Genomic DNA, 15828 nt, shown 5'->3' with positions numbered 1-15828 from the left:
CTTCGTCGTGTCTCCCGGACGGCCCGGTTCCGGTGGGGGGCTCTTGACGAACCGCACGCAGCGCGCAATTCTCAGGACGCGTCGTCACAAGGATCCGAATCCGAGGCATGGATCGACGGCGAAGAGGGCAGTATCAACGTGCGTTGAAGGGCAGCATGCCGAGGGCGTTGACAAGAGCGGTGAGCACAGCGAGGGTCTCGAAAAACCCGCACTGGACATCAGTGTGCCAAGTGGCTACACTGACCCTTTGCGCTGCCTGTTAGCTGTCCCCTGCCCGTCACCAGGGGTCTGCCCTCACTTGAGCATCGATGACCGAAGCCCCCCTGACCTGGGGTTTCCGCCTCCGTGTTTGAGGGAGGGGCCGGTACGCGCGTAGTGAGTCCGAGCCCTCGGAAGGACCCCCTCTTGGCCGCCTCGCGCAACGCCTCGACCGCGAATACGAACAACGGCGCAAGCACCGCCCCGCTGCGCATTTCCTTTGCAAAGATCAAGGAGCCTCTCGAGGTTCCGAACCTGCTCGCGCTGCAGACCGAGAGCTTTGACTGGCTGCTCGGCAACACCGCCTGGCAGAGTCGGGTCGAGGAGGCTCTGGAGAACGGTCAGGACGTCCCCACCAAGTCCGGTCTGGAGGAGATCTTCGAGGAGATCTCCCCGATCGAGGACTTCTCCGGGTCGATGTCCCTGACGTTCCGGGACCACCGCTTCGAGCCGCCGAAGAACTCCATCGACGAGTGCAAGGAGCGCGACTTCACGTACGCCGCCCCGCTCTTCGTCACCGCCGAGTTCACCAACAACGAGACCGGTGAGATCAAGTCCCAGACGGTCTTCATGGGCGACTTCCCGCTCATGACGAACAAGGGCACCTTCGTCATCAACGGCACCGAGCGTGTCGTGGTGTCTCAGCTGGTCCGTTCCCCCGGTGTCTACTTCGACTCCTCCATCGACAAGACGTCCGACAAGGACATCTTCTCCGCCAAGATCATCCCGTCCCGGGGTGCCTGGCTGGAGATGGAGATCGACAAGCGCGACATGGTCGGTGTGCGTATCGACCGCAAGCGCAAGCAGTCGGTCACCGTCCTTCTGAAGGCTCTCGGCTGGACCACCGAGCAGATCCTCGAAGAGTTCGGCGACTACGAGTCGATGCGCGCCACCCTGGAGAAGGACCACACCCAGGGCCAGGACGACGCGCTGCTCGACATCTACCGCAAGCTGCGTCCGGGCGAGCCCCCCACGCGTGAGGCCGCGCAGACGCTGCTGGAGAACCTCTACTTCAACCCGAAGCGCTACGACCTCGCCAAGGTCGGCCGCTACAAGGTCAACAAGAAGCTGGGCGCCGACGCCCCGCTGGACGCGGGCATCCTGACCGTCGAGGACATCATCTCGACGATCAAGTACCTGGTGCAGCTGCACGCCGGCGAGACCGAGACCACGGGTGACAACGGCGACACGATCGTCGTCGAGACCGACGACATCGACCACTTCGGCAACCGTCGTCTGCGCAGCGTCGGCGAGCTCATCCAGAACCAGGTCCGCACGGGTCTGGCTCGTATGGAGCGCGTCGTGCGCGAGCGCATGACCACCCAGGACGTCGAGGCGATCACGCCGCAGACCCTGATCAACATCCGGCCGGTCGTCGCCTCCATCAAGGAGTTCTTCGGCACCAGCCAGCTGTCGCAGTTCATGGACCAGAACAACCCGCTGTCGGGTCTCACCCACAAGCGCCGTCTGTCGGCTCTTGGCCCGGGTGGTCTCTCCCGTGAGCGGGCCGGCTTCGAGGTCCGCGACGTGCACCCCTCGCACTACGGCCGCATGTGCCCGATCGAGACGCCCGAAGGCCCGAACATCGGTCTGATCGGCTCGCTCGCCTCCTACGGCCGGGTCAACGCGTTCGGTTTCGTCGAGACCCCGTACCGCAAGGTCATCGACGGCCAGGTCACCGACGAGGTCGACTACCTGACCGCCGACGAGGAGGACCGCTTCGTCATCGCGCAGGCCAACGCCCCGCTGACGGACGAGCTCCGCTTCGCCGAGGCCCGCGTGCTGGTCCGCCGCCGCGGCGGCGAGGTCGACTACGTCGGCGGCGAGGACGTGGACTACATGGACGTCTCGCCGCGCCAGATGGTGTCGGTCGCGACCGCCATGATCCCCTTCCTGGAGCACGACGACGCCAACCGTGCCCTCATGGGCGCGAACATGATGCGTCAGGCCGTCCCGCTGATTAAGTCGGAGGCCCCGCTCGTCGGTACCGGCATGGAGTACCGCTCCGCCGTCGACGCCGGCGACGTGGTCAAGGCCGAGAAGGCGGGTGTGGTCCAGGAGGTCTCCGCGGACTACATCACCACGGCGAACGACGACGGCACGTACATCACGTACCGCCTGCACAAGTTCTCCCGCTCCAACCAGGGCACCTCGGTCAACCAGAAGGTCATCGTCAACGAGGGTGACCGGATCATCGAGGGCCAGGTCCTCGCCGACGGTCCGGCCACCGAGAACGGTGAGATGGCCCTGGGCAAGAACCTGCTCGTGGCGTTCATGCCGTGGGAGGGTCACAACTACGAGGACGCGATCATCCTGTCGCAGCGCCTCGTGCAGGACGACGTCCTCTCCTCGATCCACATCGAGGAGCACGAGGTCGACGCCCGTGACACCAAGCTCGGCCCCGAGGAGATCACCCGGGACATCCCGAACGTCTCCGAGGAGGTCCTCGCCGACCTCGACGAGCGCGGCATCATCCGCATCGGCGCCGAGGTCATCGCCGGCGACATCCTCGTCGGCAAGGTCACGCCCAAGGGTGAGACCGAGCTGACCCCGGAGGAGCGCCTGCTGCGCGCCATCTTCGGTGAGAAGGCCCGTGAGGTCCGCGACACCTCGCTGAAGGTGCCGCACGGCGAGACCGGCAAGGTCATCGGCGTGCGCGTCTTCGACCGCGAGGAGGGCGACGAGCTGCCGCCGGGCGTGAACCAGCTGGTCCGCGTCTACGTCGCGCAGAAGCGCAAGATCACCGACGGTGACAAGCTCGCCGGCCGCCACGGCAACAAGGGTGTCATCTCCAAGATCCTGCCGATCGAGGACATGCCGTTCCTGGAGGACGGCACCCCGGTCGACATCATCCTGAACCCGCTGGGTGTGCCGTCCCGAATGAACCCGGGACAGGTCCTGGAGATCCACCTCGGCTGGCTCGCCAGCCGCGGCTGGGACGTCTCCGGCCTCGCCGACGACTGGGCCCAGCGCCTCCAGGCCATCGGCGCCGACCAGGTCGCCCCGCGCACCAACGTCGCCACCCCGGTGTTCGACGGTGCCCGCGAGGACGAGCTGGCGGGTCTGCTCCAGCACACCATCCCGAACCGCGACGGCGAGCGCATGGTGCTCCCGTCCGGCAAGGCGCGGCTGTTCGACGGCCGTAGCGGTGAGCCGTTCCCGGACCCGATCTCGGTCGGCTACATGTACATCCTGAAGCTGCACCACCTGGTCGACGACAAGCTGCACGCGCGTTCGACCGGCCCGTACTCGATGATCACCCAGCAGCCGCTGGGTGGTAAGGCGCAGTTCGGTGGCCAGCGCTTCGGCGAGATGGAGGTGTGGGCCCTTGAGGCCTACGGCGCCGCGTACGCCCTCCAGGAGCTGCTGACCATCAAGTCCGACGACGTCACCGGCCGCGTGAAGGTCTACGAGGCCATCGTCAAGGGCGAGAACATCCCCGAGCCCGGCATCCCCGAGTCCTTCAAGGTGCTCATCAAGGAGATGCAGTCGCTCTGCCTGAACGTGGAGGTGCTGTCCAGCGACGGCATGTCCATCGAGATGCGTGACACCGACGAGGATGTCTTCCGCGCTGCGGAGGAGCTCGGCATCGACCTGTCCCGGCGCGAGCCGAGCAGCGTCGAAGAGGTCTGACGGGAGTCCGGCGGGGCCCTCACCCACAGGGCCCCGCCGACCCCCAGGCCCCCGTTTCAGACCACAGACTTACGACCCTGAGAGGGATTGACGCATAGTGCTCGACGTCAACTTCTTCGACGAGCTCCGGATCGGCCTGGCCACCGCTGACGACATCCGTCAGTGGAGCCACGGCGAGGTCAAGAAGCCCGAGACGATCAACTACCGCACCCTGAAGCCGGAAAAGGACGGGCTCTTCTGCGAGAAGATCTTCGGTCCCACCCGGGACTGGGAGTGCTACTGCGGCAAGTACAAGCGTGTCCGCTTCAAGGGCATCATCTGCGAGCGCTGTGGCGTCGAGGTCACGCGCGCCAAGGTGCGCCGTGAGCGGATGGGCCACATCGAGCTGGCCGCTCCCGTCACCCACATCTGGTACTTCAAGGGCGTCCCGTCCCGCCTGGGCTACCTGCTGGACCTCGCCCCGAAGGACCTGGAGAAGGTCATCTACTTCGCGGCGTACATGATCACGTACGTCGACGAGGAGCGTCGCACCCGCGACCTGCCCTCCCTGGAGGCGCACGTCTCGGTCGAGCGTCAGCACATCGAGAACCGCCGCGACTCCGACCTGGAGGCCCGCGCCAAGAAGCTCGAGACCGACCTGGCCGAGCTGGAGGCCGAGGGCGCCAAGGCCGATGTGCGCCGCAAGGTGCGCGAGGGTGCCGAGCGCGAGATGAAGCAGCTGCGCGACCGCGCGCAGCGCGAGATCGACCGCCTCGACGAGGTGTGGAACCGGTTCAAGAACCTCAAGGTCCAGGACCTGGAGGGCGACGAGCTGCTCTACCGCGAGCTGCGCGACCGCTTCGGCACGTACTTCGACGGCTCGATGGGTGCCGCGGCGCTGCAGAAGCGCCTGGAGTCCTTCGACCTCGACGAGGAGGCCGAGAAGCTCCGCGAGATCATCCGCACCGGCAAGGGCCAGAAGAAGACCCGTGCCCTCAAGCGGCTGAAGGTCGTCTCCGCGTTCCTGCAGACCTCCAACAGCCCCAAGGGCATGGTCCTGGACTGCGTCCCGGTCATCCCGCCGGACCTGCGTCCGATGGTGCAGCTGGACGGTGGCCGCTTCGCGACCTCCGACCTGAACGACCTGTACCGCCGTGTCATCAACCGCAACAACCGCCTGAAGCGGCTTCTCGACCTCGGCGCGCCCGAGATCATCGTGAACAACGAGAAGCGCATGCTCCAGGAGGCGGTCGACGCCCTCTTCGACAACGGCCGTCGCGGCCGCCCGGTGACGGGCCCCGGCAACCGTCCGCTGAAGTCCCTCAGCGACATGCTGAAGGGCAAGCAGGGTCGATTCCGTCAGAACCTGCTCGGCAAGCGTGTCGACTACTCGGCGCGTTCCGTCATCGTCGTCGGCCCGCAGCTCAAGCTGCACCAGTGCGGTCTGCCCAAGGCGATGGCGCTCGAGCTGTTCAAGCCGTTCGTGATGAAGCGCCTGGTCGACCTGAACCACGCGCAGAACATCAAGTCGGCCAAGCGCATGGTCGAGCGCGGCCGCACCGTGGTGTACGACGTCCTCGAAGAGGTCATCGCCGAGCACCCGGTGCTGCTGAACCGTGCGCCCACCCTGCACCGCCTCGGCATCCAGGCCTTCGAGCCGCAGCTGGTCGAGGGCAAGGCCATCCAGATCCACCCGCTCGTCTGCACCGCGTTCAACGCGGACTTCGACGGTGACCAGATGGCCGTGCACCTGCCGCTGTCCGCGGAGGCGCAGGCCGAGGCCCGCATCCTGATGCTGTCCTCGAACAACATCCTCAAGCCGGCCGACGGCCGCCCGGTGACGATGCCGACCCAGGACATGGTCCTCGGTCTGTTCTTCCTCACCACCGACGGCGAGCTGCGGGACGTCAAGGGCGAGGGCCGCGCGTTCGGCTCCACGGCCGAGGCGACCATGGCGTTCGACGCCGGCGAGCTCTCGCTCCAGTCGCCGGTCGACATCCGCTTCCCGGTGGGCACCATCCCGCCGCGCGGCTGGACCCCGCCGGCCCGCGAGGAGGGCGAGCCCGAGTGGCAGCAGGGGGACTCGTTCCGCCTGCGCACCACCCTGGGCCGCGCGCTCTTCAACGAGCTGCTGCCCGAGGACTACCCGTTCGTCGACTACTCGGTGGGCAAGAAGCAGCTCGGCGAGATCGTCAACGACCTGGCGGAGCGCTACCCCAAGGTGATCGTGGCGGCGACGCTCGACAACCTGAAGGCGGCCGGCTTCTACTGGGGTACCCGCTCGGGTGTCACCGTGGCCATCTCCGACGTCGTCGTGCCCGAGGCCAAGAAGGCCATCGTCGCGGGCTACGAGGCCCAGGACGAGAAGGTCCAGAAGCAGTACGAGCGCGGTCTGATCACCAAGGAAGAGCGCACTCAGGAGCTCATCGCGATCTGGACCAAGGCGACCAACGAGGTCGCCGAGGCGATGAACGAGAACTTCCCCAAGACGAACCCCATCTTCATGATGGTTGACTCGGGTGCCCGAGGAAACATGATGCAGATGCGGCAGATCGCCGGTATGCGTGGTCTGGTGTCGAACGCGAAGAACGAGACCATCCCGCGTCCGATCAAGGCCTCGTTCCGTGAGGGCCTGTCCGTGCTGGAGTACTTCATCTCCACCCACGGTGCCCGTAAGGGTCTGGCGGACACCGCTCTGCGTACCGCCGACTCGGGTTACCTCACCCGTCGTCTGGTCGACGTCTCCCAGGACGTCATCATCCGCGAGGAGGACTGCGGCACCGAGCGCGGCCTCAAGCTGGCGATCGCCGAGCGCGGCGAGGACGGTGTCCTGCGCAAGACGGGCAACGTCGAGACGTCCGTGTACGCGCGCTGCCTCGCCGAGGACATCGTGGTCGACGGCAAGGTGCTGGCCCCGGCCGGTACCGACCTCGGCGACGTGCTCATCGACGAGCTGGTCAAGCACGGTGTGGAGACGGTCAAGACCCGCTCGGTCCTGACCTGTGAGTCCGCCGTCGGCACCTGCGCGATGTGCTACGGCCGTTCGCTGGCCACCGGCAAGCTGGTCGACATCGGTGAGGCGGTCGGCATCATCGCCGCCCAGTCCATCGGTGAGCCCGGTACCCAGCTGACGATGCGTACCTTCCACACCGGTGGTGTGGCCGGTGACGACATCACCCAGGGTCTGCCGCGTGTCGTCGAGCTCTTCGAGGCCCGTACCCCGAAGGGTGTCGCCCCGATCTCCGAGGCCTCCGGCCGCGTGCGGATCGAGGAGACCGAGAAGACCAAGAAGCTCGTCGTGACCCCGGACGACGGCAGCGACGAGACGGCGTTCCCGATCTCGAAGCGCGCCAAGGTCCTGGTCCGCGAGGGCGAGCACGTCGAGGTGGGCCAGCAGCTCACCGTGGGTGCCACCAACCCGCACGACGTGCTGCGCATCCTGGGTCAGCGTGCCGTCCAGGTCCACCTGGTCGGCGAGGTCCAGAAGGTCTACAACTCGCAGGGTGTGTCGATCCACGACAAGCACATCGAGATCATCATCCGGCAGATGCTGCGCCGGGTGACGATCATCGAGTCGGGCGACGCGGAGCTGCTGCCCGGCGAGCTGGTCGAGCGTTCGAAGTTCGAGACCGAGAACCGTCGTGTGGTCCAGGAGGGCGGTCACCCCGCCTCCGGCCGTCCGCAGCTGATGGGTATCACCAAGGCCTCGCTGGCGACGGAGTCCTGGCTGTCGGCCGCCTCCTTCCAGGAGACGACCCGAGTCCTAACGGATGCGGCGATCAACGCCAAGTCCGACAGCCTCATCGGCCTCAAGGAGAACGTCATCATCGGTAAGCTCATCCCGGCCGGTACGGGCCTGTCCCGCTACCGCAACATCCGGGTGGAGCCGACCGAGGAGGCCAAGGCCGCGATGTACTCGGCCGTCGGCTACGACGACATCGACTACTCGCCGTTCGGCACGGGCTCCGGCCAGGCCGTTCCGCTGGAGGACTACGACTACGGTCCGTACAACCAGTAAGCGAGCAGTCTGAAGGGCGGCCGCTCCCCATGGGGGGTGGCCGCCCTTCGGCGTGTCCGCCACCATGACCCGCACCGGCCATGTGGCGGACGAGGGGCGGGCATGGGGGAGATCTGCCGCAGACGGCTCCGGCAGCCCTCGCTGTGCGCCTCTGGAGTGCCTGTGCCGGCCGTGCTCGTCTCCGCACCGGCTCGTCGCGGTTCTGGTGGCGGGCCCCGGCGAAGGCCGCGACAGCACCCGTGCGGGGCGCGACAGCGGCATCAGGGGATGCCGCTGTCCCTTCTCCGTGAGGTGCTGACCTGGAAGGAGAGGCTGGGCAGGCAGAGGGAACTGGATGATGCCAAGCTGATCCGTGAGTACCTGACTCACTCGAATGAGTGAACGTGACGCTTGTCAAGCCCCGGCGTGTCGGGGGCAGCTTCATTTGTTTTGACCGCAGCGAATGAGCTAGGTACCCTCAGACCTTGTGCCTGGGGTGTGCCCTGGCTGCTGTGCGTGCCTTGAAACCGTATGGCGAGCCACAACTGGCCACCGTGATTCGCGCCCTTCTCGCCTTGCGGGGGAAGCCTTGCGGATTCGACACACCCGACCGCGTGGGTCGGAGGCGTTCCAGGTTAGCTTTACCTATTCGGCACACAGAAACCGGAGAAGTAGTGCCTACGATCCAGCAGCTGGTCCGTAAGGGCCGGCAGGACAAGGTCGAGAAGAACAAGACGCCCGCACTCGAGGGTTCGCCCCAGCGTCGTGGCGTCTGCACGCGTGTGTTCACGACCACCCCGAAGAAGCCGAACTCGGCCCTGCGTAAGGTCGCGCGTGTGCGTCTGACCAGTGGGATCGAGGTCACCGCTTACATTCCGGGTGAGGGCCACAACCTGCAGGAGCACTCCATCGTGCTCGTGCGCGGCGGCCGTGTGAAGGACCTGCCGGGTGTCCGCTACAAGATCATCCGCGGCTCCCTCGACACCCAGGGTGTCAAGAACCGCAAGCAGGCCCGCAGCCGCTACGGCGCCAAGAAGGAGAAGTAAGAATGCCTCGTAAGGGCCCCGCCCCGAAGCGCCCGGTCATCATCGACCCGGTGTACGGCTCTCCTCTGGTGACCTCCCTCATCAACAAGGTGCTGCTGAACGGCAAGCGCTCCACCGCCGAGCGCATCGTGTACGGCGCCATGGAGGGTCTGCGTGAGAAGACGGGCAACGACCCGATCATCACGCTGAAGCGCGCGCTTGAGAACATCAAGCCCACCCTTGAGGTCAAGTCCCGCCGTGTCGGTGGTGCGACGTACCAGGTTCCGATCGAGGTCAAGCCCGGTCGTGCCAACACGCTCGCGCTGCGCTGGCTCGTCGGCTACTCCCGCGCCCGTCGCGAGAAGACCATGACCGAGCGCCTGCTCAACGAGCTTCTCGACGCGTCCAACGGCCTCGGCGCCGCTGTGAAGAAGCGCGAGGACACCCACAAGATGGCCGAGTCCAACAAGGCCTTCGCGCACTACCGCTGGTAGTCGCTACCCACATCGAGACCGAGAGAAGACTGAAGCCTTATGGCTACCACTTCACTTGACCTGGCCAAGGTCCGCAACATCGGGATCATGGCCCACATCGACGCGGGCAAGACGACCACCACCGAGCGGATCCTGTTCTACACCGGTGTGTCCTACAAGATCGGTGAGGTCCACGACGGCGCTGCCACCATGGACTGGATGGAGCAGGAGCAGGAGCGTGGCATCACGATCACCTCTGCTGCCACCACCTGTCACTGGCCGCTGGAAGACGTCGACCACACCATCAACATCATCGACACCCCGGGCCACGTCGACTTCACCGTCGAGGTGGAGCGCTCCCTGCGCGTGCTCGACGGTGCCGTGACGGTGTTCGACGGCGTCGCCGGCGTTGAGCCCCAGTCCGAGACGGTGTGGCGTCAGGCGGACCGCTACGGCGTTCCGCGTATCTGCTTCGTCAACAAGCTCGACCGCACCGGTGCCGAGTTCCACCGCTGTGTCGACATGATCGTCGACCGCCTGGGCGCCCAGCCGCTGGTCATGCAGCTGCCGATCGGTGCCGAGGCGGACTTCAAGGGCGTCGTCGACCTGGTGACGATGAAGGCCTTCGTGTGGTCCGCCGAGGCCACCAAGGGCGAGATGTACGACGTCGTCGACATCCCGGACACGCACACCGAGGCTGCCGAGGAGTACCGCGGCAAGCTGCTGGAGGCCGTGGCCGAGAACGACGAAGAGATCATGGAGCTGTACCTGGAGGGCGAGGAGCCTTCCGTGGAGCAGCTGTACGCCGCGATCCGTCGTATCACCATCGCGTCCGGCAAGAGCGAGGGCACCACGGTCACCCCGGTGTTCTGTGGCACCGCGTTCAAGAACAAGGGCGTCCAGCCCCTGCTCGACGCGGTCGTGCGCTACCTGCCCTCGCCGGTCGACATCGAGGCCATCGAGGGCCACGACGTCAAGGACCCCGAGGTCGTCGTCAAGCGCAGGCCGTCCGACGACGAGCCGCTGTCCGCGCTGGCGTTCAAGATCATGAGCGACCCGCACCTCGGCAAGCTCACCTTCGTCCGGGTTTACTCGGGCCGCCTGGAGTCCGGCTCTTCGGTGCTGAACTCCGTCAAGGGCAAGAAGGAGCGCATCGGCAAGATCTACCGCATGCACGCCAACAAGCGTGAGGAGATCGAGTCGGTGGGCGCCGGTGACATCGTCGCCGTCATGGGCCTGAAGCAGACCACCACCGGTGAGACGCTGTCCGACGACAAGAACCCGGTCATCCTGGAGTCCATGGACTTCCCGGCGCCGGTCATCCAGGTCGCCATCGAGCCCAAGTCGAAGGGCGACCAGGAGAAGCTCGGCGTCGCGATCCAGCGCCTGGCCGAGGAGGACCCGTCCTTCCAGGTCCACTCGGACGAGGAGACCGGCCAGACCATCATCGGTGGTATGGGCGAGCTGCACCTCGAGGTGCTGGTCGACCGTATGCGCCGTGAGTTCAAGGTCGAGGCCAACGTCGGCAAGCCGCAGGTGGCGTACCGCGAGACGATCCGCAAGGCCGTCGAGCGCGTCGACTACACCCACAAGAAGCAGACCGGTGGTACCGGTCAGTTCGCGAAGGTGCAGATCGGCATCGAGCCGCTCGAGGGTGGCGACACCTCGTACGAGTTCGTGAACAAGGTCACCGGTGGCCGTATCCCGAAGGAGTACATCCCTTCGGTCGACGCCGGTGCGCAGGAGGCCATGCAGTTCGGCATCCTGGCCGGCTACGAGATGACCGGTGTCCGTGTCATCCTCCACGACGGTGCCTACCACGAGGTCGACTCCTCCGAGCTCGCCTTCAAGATCGCCGGCTCGCAGGCCTTCAAGGAGGCCGCGCGCAAGGCTTCGCCCGTGCTCCTCGAGCCGATGATGGCCGTCGAGGTCACCACGCCCGAGGACTACATGGGTGAGGTCATCGGCGACATCAACTCCCGCCGTGGCCAGATCCAGGCCATGGAGGAGCGGGCTGGTGCCCGCGTCGTGAAGGGCCTCGTGCCCCTCTCGGAGATGTTCGGCTACGTCGGCGACCTCCGCAGCAAGACGTCGGGTCGCGCAAGCTACTCGATGCAGTTCGACTCCTACGCCGAGGTTCCGCGGAACGTCGCCGAGGAGATCATCGCGAAGGCCAAGGGCGAGTAACGCACCGCGTTCGCACGCTTTAGGCTTGACTCCGGAGCCTCAAGGGGCATTCAGCCGAATACCAGGATGAATGCCCCGGGTTCCGGGCTATCCAGCAAAGATCACCTGGCGCCGATGAAGTAAGGCGTACAGAACCACTCCACAGGAGGACCCCAGTGGCGAAGGCGAAGTTCGAGCGGACTAAGCCGCACGTCAACATCGGCACCATCGGTCACATCGACCACGGTAAGACGACCCTCACGGCCGCCATTACCAAGGTGCTGCACGACGCGTACCCGGAGCTGAACGAGGCCACCCCGTTCGACAACATCGACAAGGCGCCCGAGGAGCGTCAGCGCGGTATCACCATCTCCATCGCGCACGTCGAGTACCAGACCGAGGCGCGTCACTACGCCCACGTCGACTGCCCGGGTCACGCGGACTACATCAAGAACATGATCACCGGTGCCGCGCAGATGGACGGCGCGATCCTGGTGGTCGCCGCCACCGACGGCCCGATGCCGCAGACCAAGGAGCACGTGCTCCTGGCCCGCCAGGTCGGCGTTCCGTACATCGTCGTCGCCCTGAACAAGGCCGACATGGTGGACGACGAGGAGATCATGGAGCTCGTCGAGCTCGAGGTCCGTGAGCTTCTCTCGGAGTACGAGTTCCCGGGCGACGACCTGCCGGTCGTCCGTGTCTCCGCGCTGAAGGCCCTTGAGGGCGACGCGCAGTGGACCCAGTCCGTCCTGGACCTCATGAACGCCGTCGACACCGCGATTCCGGAGCCGGAGCGCGACGTCGACAAGCCGTTCCTGATGCCGATCGAGGACGTCTTCACGATCACCGGTCGCGGTACGGTCGTCACCGGCCGTATCGAGCGTGGTGTCCTGAAGGTCAACGAGACCGTCGACATCATCGGCATCAAGACCGAGAAGACCACCACCACGGTCACCGGTATCGAGATGTTCCGCAAGCTGCTCGACGAGGGCCAGGCCGGTGAGAACGTCGGTCTGCTGCTCCGCGGCATCAAGCGCGAGGACGTCGAGCGCGGCCAGGTCATCATCAAGCCGGGTTCGGTCACCCCGCACACCGAGTTCGAGGCGCAGGCGTACATCCTGTCCAAGGACGAGGGCGGCCGTCACACGCCGTTCTTCAACAACTACCGTCCGCAGTTCTACTTCCGTACGACGGACGTGACGGGCGTTGTGACCCTCCCCGAGGGCACCGAGATGGTCATGCCGGGCGACAACACCGAGATGACTGTCTCGCTGATCCAGCCCGTCGCCATGGAGGAGGGCCTGAAGTTCGCCATCCGTGAGGGTGGTCGCACTGTGGGCGCCGGCCAGGTCACCAAGATCGTCAAGTAAGTTCCGCTTGCTTGAAGGTCGCTGATTGACCTTTGGAGAGGCCCGTACGACTTCGGTCGTACGGGCCTCTTCGTCGTACCCTGCGCCCGTGACCAGCGCCCCCGTCCGCGCGCCGGGCCGCCGTGCCGGGTGCCTCCAGGTCGGCGAGCGGGGCGCCGGGGGAGAGGTGGAAGGGGTGCCGCCGTCCTTCGACATGACGACCGAGGCCGCGAGCATGGGCTCCTCGGGGAAACCTGGCTGGGGGACTGCCCGGCAGGCCGGCGGCCAGGCGGCGCCCGTCTCGTACACCGGTTCCCGGTTCGGCGGCACGGCCGGCTCGACCAGGCCGCCGTAGACGTCCCGCAGCCAGGCGGCGCCGCGCACCCAGGGATCGTCCGCCCGCGGCGCCTGCCCCGCCCGCATCGCCAGATGGGCCCCCGGTGTCCAGGTGTTCCCGGAAGCCGAAGCGGACCGCCAAGGCGTACGGGTGCCACGCGGCCGTCTCCGGCTGCATCACGGCGGACTCCGCGCGCTCCGGGTACGCCGTCGTCCGCAGCCACCGCCCGGCCGCCGCCACGGCTTTCTCCCGGGTGTCCACCCGTCCCCCTCCTCTACGATGCGGCGTCATGTCCATACCCAATACCTGGGGCGCACCGTACGGCGGCCACGGCGCCCCGCCGCCCCCTGCGAAGGCCCTGCGGCCCCGGCGCGTCTGGTACGTCGTGGCGGCACTGCTCGGCCTCGTCCTGGCCGGCGCCGGCATCACGTTCGGCGTGCTGGCGGTCAAGGACACGGTGCACGCGGTCGACACGGCGCACACGTTCACCGGCGGCGAGCAGCGCACGTTCAGCTTCACGCGGGGCAGGACCCGGGCGATCTACGTCTCCCGGTCCGCGCCGGGCCACGTCGACTGCCGCGTCCCGCGTACGCTCGCCGACTCCCTGACCCAGCCGCCCGGCACCTTCCGCATCACCCTCGGCGCCCGCTCCTGGGAACGAGTCTTCGAGTTCACCCCGAAGACCACCGGCGACTTCCCCGTCGTCTGCACCTCGGACCTCCCGGCCGCCGACTTCGCCCTCGGCGACAAGCCGCAGGTGCGGGGCATGGCCGTCGGCATCCTCGCGGCCGTCGGCTGCTTCCTCACGGCGGCCCTGGCGGTCCCGGCCATCTGCGTCGTGACCGCGATCCGCCGCGGCCGCCACCGCCGCCGGCTCATGGCTCCGCCGATGCCACCGGCGTGGGGGCCGCCGCCGATGGGCCCGCGGGTCTGAGGGCGCGGGCGAGTCAGTCACCCGCCGGGACGGTGATCTCCGCCCACACGGTCTTGCGCGGCACGGTGTCCGAGGACACGCCCCAGCGGTCGGCCAGCGCCTCCACGATGATCAGCCCGCGCCCCGACTCCTCCTCCGCGCCGGGGTGTCGGGCCTCGGGCAGGCGTTCGCGGCGGGTGTCGGTCACCTCGATACGGAGCGTGTCGCCGACGACGTCCAGCGTGAGCTGGAAGTTCCGGCCCGGCACCCGGCCATGGGTCGCCGCGTTCGCGGCCAGCTCGGCGATCACGTGCGCGGCCGCGTCCGAGAGGATTCCCCAGCTGCGCAGCTGCTCCGTGGAGAGCAGCCGGGCGAGCCGGGCGCCGCGTGGGGTGGGGGACAGCAGCAGCCTGAAGTGGCGGGTGGGGCGGGGGAGTTCGGCCGGAGCCGCGACGGTTTCCTGATTCACGTCACTCAGCGTGGCGGAGGGTGGTTCGCTACGTAAGCGATAGCGCCTGTACGTACGGTGACCGTCTCGACTTTGTCTCGGCTGTCTCGGCTGTCTCGGGCGTTGTCACGAGTACGAGCCAGCACGCGCCGGAGGAGGAGCCGTGAGCGAGGGTGTGGACGAGGCGGGTTGGGACGTCGAGCCGGGCGACGAGATCGAGTCGATCGTGCAAGCGGTGGGGCGCCTGCTCAAAGTATGCCGGGAAGCGGCCGGGGTGACCGTACCCGAGTTGGCCGAGGCCATGGGGTACGGCGAGGACATGATCCGCAAGATCGAACGGGGAGCGCGCATCCCTCGGCCGGAGTTCCTCGACAAGGTAGACACGCTCCTGAAGGCGCAGGGGCATCTTCGGGCCTTCATGGAGGACATGAGGAAGGCGCGGTATCCGAAGAAGGTCCGGGAGCTGGCGGACCTGGAGGGGCGTGCCGTGGAGATGCTGCTGTACGGCAGCCACAACCTGCACGGGCTGTTGCAGACGCCGGAGTATGCGCGAGCGCTGTTCGAGATGTGGCAACCCCCCTACTCCAAGGACGCGATCGAGCGGGGTGTCGCGGCGCGAGTTGGGCGCAAGTCCGTCTTCGACCGGGATCCGGCCCCGGTTCTCAGCTTCGTCCAGGAACAGGTGACACTCGAACGTCCCTACGGTGGGAAAATGGTGTTGCGTCGGCAGCTCGAACACCTCTTGGAGGTATCGCAGTTGAGGAATGTCACGCTTCAGGTCATGCCGACCAACCGAGAGGAACACGCCGGAGCGACAGGCGTGATCCAGGTGCTGAAGTTCGCCGACGGAACGGCGATCGGACGTTCGAGCGGCGCGTTCAACGGCCGCCCGGTCTCAGGCCCCAAAGACCTCCGCATCCTTGAGCTGCGCTATGGCATGATCCGGGCGCAGGCCCTCCCGCCGAGGGAGTCGCAGTCCTTCATCGAGCAAGCTCTGGGGAGACTATGAGCACCGCCGAACTCCACTGGTTCAAGAGCAGCTACAGCGACAGCAGCGATATCAACGACTGCGTCGAGTTCGCCCCCACCCCCACCACCATCCACATCCGCGACTCCAAGAACACCGAGGGCCCCTGCCTCACCGTCGCCCCCGGCACCTGGACCGCGTTCGTCACGTACTCGGCCCGGACGCAATGAGTACCGGTACTCAACTGCCCTAGTTCCCGTGGCGGATGTGGCGTCAGTGACGC

11 protein-coding genes are annotated in these 15828 nt (G+C 66.8%); 10 read left to right on the top strand and 1 reads right to left on the bottom strand.

What is annotated here, in order from left to right; translation table 11 throughout:
* Positions 1-405 precede the first annotated feature (405 nt).
* From rpoB to QHG49_RS14695, 8 genes are all read left to right on the top strand, one after another.
* Entirely contained in the window at positions 406-3891 is a 3486-nt protein-coding gene (gene rpoB / locus QHG49_RS14730; RefSeq protein ID WP_145482795.1) for a DNA-directed RNA polymerase subunit beta, read from the top strand.
* A 97-nt stretch (positions 3892-3988) separates the two neighbouring features.
* On the top strand, positions 3989-7888 hold the full coding sequence (locus QHG49_RS14725) for a DNA-directed RNA polymerase subunit beta' (protein ID WP_037657538.1): 3900 nt from the start codon (positions 3989-3991) through the stop codon (positions 7886-7888).
* A gap of 653 nt (positions 7889-8541) precedes the next feature.
* On the top strand, positions 8542-8913 hold the full coding sequence (gene rpsL, locus QHG49_RS14720; protein WP_003948652.1) for a 30S ribosomal protein S12: 372 nt from the start codon (positions 8542-8544) through the stop codon (positions 8911-8913).
* Between the two features lie 2 nt (positions 8914-8915).
* On the top strand, positions 8916-9386 hold the full coding sequence (rpsG, locus tag QHG49_RS14715) for a 30S ribosomal protein S7 (RefSeq protein ID WP_003992340.1): 471 nt from the start codon (positions 8916-8918) through the stop codon (positions 9384-9386).
* Positions 9387-9425: 39 nt separating this feature from the next.
* A complete protein-coding gene (gene fusA, locus QHG49_RS14710) occupies positions 9426-11552 on the top strand; it encodes an elongation factor G (protein WP_111586070.1) in 2127 nt (708 codons plus the stop codon).
* Positions 11553-11707: 155 nt separating this feature from the next.
* Positions 11708-12901 carry an elongation factor Tu gene (gene tuf, locus QHG49_RS14705; protein WP_037657541.1) on the top strand — a complete coding sequence of 398 codons (1194 nt, stop codon included), beginning with the start codon at positions 11708-11710 and terminating at the stop codon, positions 12899-12901.
* A gap of 88 nt (positions 12902-12989) precedes the next feature.
* Positions 12990-13235, top strand: a complete 246-nt coding sequence (locus tag QHG49_RS14700) for a hypothetical protein (protein WP_301490000.1) — start codon at positions 12990-12992, stop codon at positions 13233-13235.
* A gap of 271 nt (positions 13236-13506) precedes the next feature.
* A complete protein-coding gene (locus QHG49_RS14695) occupies positions 13507-14151 on the top strand; it encodes a serine/arginine repetitive matrix protein 2 (RefSeq protein ID WP_301489999.1) in 645 nt (214 codons plus the stop codon).
* Between the two features lie 13 nt (positions 14152-14164).
* On the opposite strand, the gene QHG49_RS14690 is transcribed toward QHG49_RS14695, so the two are convergent.
* Positions 14165-14599 (bottom strand): ATP-binding protein, encoded by a 435-nt coding sequence (locus tag QHG49_RS14690; RefSeq protein WP_159704151.1) that lies wholly within the window; start codon positions 14597-14599, stop codon positions 14165-14167.
* Between the two features lie 142 nt (positions 14600-14741).
* On the opposite strand from QHG49_RS14690, the gene QHG49_RS14685 reads away from it, so the two are divergent.
* Positions 14742-15587, top strand: coding sequence for a helix-turn-helix transcriptional regulator (locus QHG49_RS14685; protein WP_159704154.1), 846 nt, complete (start codon positions 14742-14744; stop codon positions 15585-15587).
* A complete protein-coding gene (locus QHG49_RS14680) occupies positions 15584-15775 on the top strand; it encodes a DUF397 domain-containing protein (RefSeq protein WP_159704157.1) in 192 nt (63 codons plus the stop codon). The genes QHG49_RS14685 and QHG49_RS14680 overlap by 4 nt, the downstream gene beginning before the upstream one ends.
* Positions 15776-15828: the final 53 nt, after the last annotated feature.

It is taken from the genome of Streptomyces sp. WP-1 (assembly GCF_030450125.1).
Lineage (GTDB): Bacteria > Actinomycetota > Actinomycetes > Streptomycetales > Streptomycetaceae > Streptomyces > Streptomyces incarnatus.
Note: the sequence above shows the minus strand (reverse complement) of the source record. Positions and strands in the feature narration are given on the sequence as shown.

Bases quoted from the DNA above. Each gene is read 5' to 3' on its own strand.
- rpsG (WP_003992340.1), top strand. From the start codon at position 8,916: ATGCCTCGTAAGGGCCCCGCCCCGAAGCGCCCGGTCATCATCGACCCG.
- fusA (WP_111586070.1), top strand. From the start codon at position 9,426: ATGGCTACCACTTCACTTGACCTGGCCAAGGTCCGCAACATCGGGATC.
- QHG49_RS14695 (WP_301489999.1), top strand. From the start codon at position 13,507: ATGTCCATACCCAATACCTGGGGCGCACCGTACGGCGGCCACGGCGCC.
- QHG49_RS14680 (WP_159704157.1), top strand. From the start codon at position 15,584: ATGAGCACCGCCGAACTCCACTGGTTCAAGAGCAGCTACAGCGACAGC.